At 58.8% G+C, this 4,911-nt stretch carries 5 protein-coding genes and 1 tRNA gene; 4 read left to right on the top strand and 2 right to left on the bottom strand.

Annotation, left to right across the window (positions count from 1 at the left end; translation table 11 throughout):
* Positions 1–691 (bottom strand): 30S ribosomal protein S2 (gene rpsB / locus NW860_RS03230; RefSeq protein WP_414512355.1); only part of this gene is annotated, 691 nt, incomplete at its 3' end.
* A 210-nt stretch (positions 692–901) separates the two neighbouring features.
* On the opposite strand from rpsB, the gene NW860_RS03225 reads away from it, so the two are divergent.
* Positions 902–975: transfer RNA gene (locus NW860_RS03225), tRNA-Pro, on the top strand.
* Between the two features lie 439 nt (positions 976–1,414).
* Here the strand turns inward: NW860_RS03225 and NW860_RS03220 are convergent.
* Positions 1,415–2,167 (bottom strand): 5'-methylthioadenosine/adenosylhomocysteine nucleosidase, encoded by a 753-nt coding sequence (locus NW860_RS03220; protein WP_414512353.1) that lies wholly within the window; start codon positions 2,165–2,167, stop codon positions 1,415–1,417.
* A gap of 115 nt (positions 2,168–2,282) precedes the next feature.
* On the opposite strand from NW860_RS03220, the gene NW860_RS03215 reads away from it, so the two are divergent.
* The 3 genes from NW860_RS03215 to NW860_RS03205 all read left to right on the top strand — a co-directional run.
* Positions 2,283–2,753 carry a YbjN domain-containing protein gene (locus NW860_RS03215; RefSeq protein ID WP_414512351.1) on the top strand — a complete coding sequence of 157 codons (471 nt, stop codon included), beginning with the start codon at positions 2,283–2,285 and terminating at the stop codon, positions 2,751–2,753.
* 1 nt (position 2,754) lies between these two features.
* Entirely contained in the window at positions 2,755–3,501 is a 747-nt protein-coding gene (locus tag NW860_RS03210) for a lipoyl protein ligase domain-containing protein (RefSeq protein WP_414512349.1), read from the top strand.
* Between the two features lie 282 nt (positions 3,502–3,783).
* Positions 3,784–4,911, top strand: a 1,128-nt coding sequence (locus tag NW860_RS03205; RefSeq protein ID WP_414512347.1) for a TPM domain-containing protein, incomplete at its 3' end; no start/stop codon positions are given.

The following is a 4,911-nucleotide window of genomic DNA, read 5'->3' as shown; positions in this document are numbered from 1 at the left end:
TGTCGAGCTGCCCATGCCGCCCCTCGTAGATGGCATCGGCCAGCTTGCCTACAATCAGCTTGATCGCTCGAATGGCATCGTCATTAGCGGGGATGAAGACGTCGCTGAGGTCAGGGTCACAGTTGGTATCTAGGAGGGAGATGATGGGGATCTTAAGCTTGATGCATTCTCGGACGGCGTTGGCTTCGCGCCGCTGATCGACGATAATCACAGCGTCGGGGAGCCGGCGCATGTTTTTGATGCCGCCTAGGTACTTCTCCAGCTTGGCCAACTCACGCCTTAGGCGGCCTGCTTCTTGTTTGGGCAGGCGGTCGAGCAGGCCACTGTTTTGCATCTCTTCGATTTCTTTGAGGCGATCAATACGGGTTCTCATCGTGGCCCAGTTGGTGAGCATGCCCCCCAGCCAGCGCTGATTGACGTAGTAGCTGCCACAGCGGGTGGCTTCGTGGGCAATGATCCCAGCAGCTTGCCGCTTGGTGCCGACAAATAGGAAGCGCCAGCCTTTCTCAGCACCCTCCCGCACGTATTCATAGGCTTCATTGAGGTAGCGGGCTGTCTGCACCAAGTCAATGATGTGGATACCGTTGCGCTCAGCAAAAATGTAGGGCCGCATCTTGGGGTTCCAGCTGCTGGCCTTGTGACCGAAGTGAACCCCCGCCTCCAACAGTTGAGGCAAAGTGACAATGCTCATGGTTCAGTTATCTCCTACGGGTTAGCCTCCGCCTGAACAGATCCCAGTTAAGGGCACCCGGTGGTTCAGGCGTGTGGGATTTTGACAGCCTAACCAGGCTAGCATGTCCCTTGCAGGATTTGGCAGCCGGGGGGGAGCTCTTGCCAAGATCCAGTTTCTAGTGCTAGCTTAGTAGAGCACCTCCAGAGGGAATCTCTGGTACAGGTGCGTCGGGGCGTAGCGCAGCTTGGTAGCGCACCACTTTGGGGTAGTGGGGGTCGAAGGTTCAAATCCTTTCGCTCCGACTTAGCTTAGAGAGAGCCCCTGTCTAAAGGCAGGGGCCAAAGCTTTTTTCTGGCGGTAAGCTACTCCAGGGCTAAAGGTTGAGGGCTCCGTCTCGCCGGCGCGAACAGGGAAACTGCTTCCGGGAAGAAAGTAGCATTTGCGCTAGCGGTGCGAGGTTCTTAAGCCTGCTAGGTGGCTTCTATCTTGGCCACTTGCACCGGAGTAGGATTAGTAACTTCTGTTAGCGGGCGGCGCTTCCTCCCCGCGGCTAGATTGATGAGGGCTTTCCTCTAGTCCTCGACTTGAACTCCATCCGTTCGCATAGCGGGCCGGAGGCCACTTTGGGGCACACCGGGCAACCTCGCCAACGCACCTTTCTGCCTTCATGTGGATTAGCTAAGCCTAGTAGGAGCGGGAAGAAAGCCTCAACCTGGAGCAAAAGTCCGCTTTTGTCCGAAGTCAGAGCGGAGGAGGCAAGCTTTGCAAAACGCTGTGAACCACCGCTGCCGAGTTGAGAGCCGCTGTCTGAAAAAAAGTTAGAAAATCGGTATCGCTTCCTACGTCGCTGACCGACCGCACTAGCAGACAAGGGATCCCAGCTTCTTGCGCCACCCGCACCACTGCTGCTCCTTCCATCTCCACCACCAGGGCCCCGGTGCGCTCGCGAATTTGGCGCCGTAGGTTGGCGTCGGCCACAAATACATCGCCGGTGGCTACTAGACCTTGGTGGATGGCCGGTTGCCGTCCCTGCAGAGGGTGGAGGGGGATCCGCTCCAGCTGAGGCACAATCAGGTCGTAGAGGGCCCTATCGGCCTCGGCTAGAGGACGGCGCAACTCGGGAATGAAGTCGATCCCCAAGACAAAGCCCTCTGGGCGGCCAGTGCCAAAATCGTGCTCGATGGCGGCATGGGCCAGCACCACATCTCCCATCTGGAGATGATCGGCCAAGGCGCCGGCCACGCCGGTAAAGATGATTCCCCCGATGGGGAAATGAGCCACCAGCAGAGCTGCCGTAGTTGCCGCCCGCACCTTGCCCACCCCCCCTTGGACCACCACCACCGGCTGCCCAGCCAGGGATCCCTGATGGAACTGCCGCCCCAAGTAGGTATGGACGGAATGGGTCTCCATGGCCTGAGTGAGCATGGCCACTTCTTCTGGCAAGGCCCCCACAATACCAATAGCTTTCTGGGATGGGCTAGATGCAGTTGCCATCGCGCTTGCAGTTAACCCAAAGCAGCTCCATTCTGGCGCAAGCTGGATCCGGCTAGGAGCTCAGACTCCTAGGGAGTATAGTTAAGGTGGTTGACAGGGAGTAGGGAAAAAGGCCATGGCCTACAGCGAGCCGCTCATCGACCGTTCCTCAGAGGTTTTTCCAGGACTAGTGGAAGAGCCCCCTCGCCGCTACGTTGAAATGGTCTCGGCAGTGGTTTCCAGCCTCAAAGAAGATGCCGCCTACGAAAACCACGAGCAGGGGCACACCTGGAAATTCACCTACGGCACGGTGGAAGTGTTCGTCCACCTGAGCGGCGAATCCCCCGAAGATACCCTGTTGGTGTGGTCTCCCGTTCTCTCTCTGCCGGTGGCGGAGCCGGCTAAGCTGATGCAGAAGCTCCTGGAGAAGAACTGGAGCGACACTCTGGAGGCGCGCTTTTGCATCTGGAACAACCAGGTGGTGCTGAACCACTACCGCACCTTGGAAGGGATCACAGCGGGCGAAATTTCCCGCGCCATTACCATTGTGGCCAGCTTGGCCGACGAGTACGACGAGCCGCTCCGAGCAGAGTTTCCGCCTGCTTGAGATGGGATCCCAGGGCTCTTGGCTGCCCTATCGCGTGGCTGCTGGCAACTGGCAAATGGAACAGGACTTTTGGCTTTTGCAGCGGCTGCGCCACGTCCCCAAGCCCTACTTGCGCTTTTATGGCTGGGATCGGCTCACCCTTTCTCTAGGCAGGCATCAGGTTTGGGATCCCCCGCCAGGGATCCCAGTGGTGCGCCGGCCCACGGGGGGAAGGGCAGTGTTGCATCAGGCGGCTGAAGAGGGGGCAGAGCTCACCTACAGCTTGGTGCTGCCCCTCTCTTACCTCCAAGCTCGCCTACCCCGTTTGCAGCGAGCCTGCGTGTACGACTTCTGCTGCCGCTTTTGGGTTCAGGGGCTGGCCGCGCTGGGCGTTGAAGTGGATCCGCCTGTTTCTGCTCCCAGCCGGACGGAGGGTCAGAACCGCCCAACCCCAAATCCAGGCTACCGCAATAAAATCAGTTGCTTTGCCTCCCGTACCCGTGCTGACTTGAGCTGGCGAGGCAAAAAGCTCATGGGCAACGCCCAACTGTGGCAGCCTTGGGGGATCTTGCAGCAGGGATCCCTCCTGTTGCGGCCCAATCTAGCGCTCTGGGAACAGTACCTGCCCGGCTCGCAGGTGATTGGCGTGTACGACCTTTGCCCAAGGGCGCCAGGGATCCCTGAGTTGATTGAGCATTTTCTCCGCATGGCCCAGGAGTGCTTTGAGGTGGAATGGCAAGAAGAAGCCTGGCCCGCACTGCTGGCTTAGTTTCTGGTTTCTAATCAACCATCGAGGGAGCAAGAAATAGCTTGACTCTTGCTGAAAAAGAGTTGTGCAGAAAAATCCGGAAGGCTTTGCAGCTAGACCGAAGAGGATTTTCCCTTGCTCAGAGCTCTAGCCTCTTTCCCCTGCGAAAAGAGGAAAGCCAAGACTCGTCCCAGCGCTATTTTTTGTGTCGACAAACACCAAAGGCAAAGCAGCAAGAGACTGCTACCCTCTCCATCCCCAATAGCTGTGCTAAAACCAAGGCAGCGCTCAGCCAGGTAGGCCATGCCAAAAGTTTGGGCGGCAGTTTTGCTAGGCATTTTCCTACTGCCGCAGCCCGCTTGGGCCATTACCCTTCAACAGGTGCCCAACCCCCGCCGTCAGTATGGAGGGTGGGTTTCCGACACCGCCAATATCCTCAGCAGTAGCACTGAAAACGAGCTGAACCGCCTTATCACCCAGCTTGAGCAGCGCACCGGTGCCGAGATGGCGGTGGTTACGGTACCCAATACCCAGGGATATGCCACACCGAAAGCGTTCACTACGCAACTATTCAACTACTGGGGCATTGGCAAGGCTGGCCGCAACAACGGCGTGTTGTTCCTCGTCTCGGTAGGAGATCGGCGGATAGAGATTGAGACAGGCAGAGGCTTGACCACCCTCCTCCCCGACAGCCAGGTTCAGCAGATTATCGACCAGCAAATCCTGCCCAGGTTTCGCGCCGGAGACTTCGACGGCGGCACCCTAGCGGGAGTACGGCAGTTGGCCTCAGCCCTGCAGGGGCAGCAGGCTTCCACCTCTCTTTCCCCTGCAACTGTTCCTCAAGCGGTTGGAGCGGGATCCCTGGCTGTAGCCCAAAGCTCCCTGGAAGGGATCCTGCTGCTATTGGGGATCATCATCCTAGGGGTGGGGTGGCAGCGCTCCCGCTTGCCGGTCTACCTAAAGGCCGAGCGAGGGACAAGACGAGCTATCCCCCTGGCCCGTCGAACTCAAGAGGCGGCTGCTCTCTCTTCGCTCCAGAGCGATCCCATTCGACTGTTTCTCTATTCCGGCTCCCTTTGCCTTGGCCTCTTCCTGATGTCGGCCAGTGGCAACTGGCTGGTGCTGACGCTGCCCCTCCTGGCGGCTGTGGTGACCGACGGCACCCTGTGCCAGAAGCGGGGGATCCCCTTTCAGCCCGTGGTCTGCCAAAGCTGCGGTCGACCCATGCGCCCCATCCAGGCGCAAGTTCTCGATACGTGCCTCTCCCCGGGAGATCGCTTGGCCAAAAGCCGGGGCAGAGCCAGCTACTACGGCTGGTTTTGCCCTAGCTGTCAGGGGGCAGCTGTGGTTGTTCGCGAGAATGCATTTTATCGCCACCTCTATTGCCCCCGGTGTCAAGCTCTCACCCTTGACCTCACCACCCAGGTTCTC

The organism is Synechococcus sp. F70.1 (genome assembly GCF_047502745.1).
Classification (GTDB): domain Bacteria; phylum Cyanobacteriota; class Cyanobacteriia; order Thermostichales; family Thermostichaceae; genus Thermostichus.
This window is presented reverse-complemented; position numbering and strand designations above follow the sequence as displayed.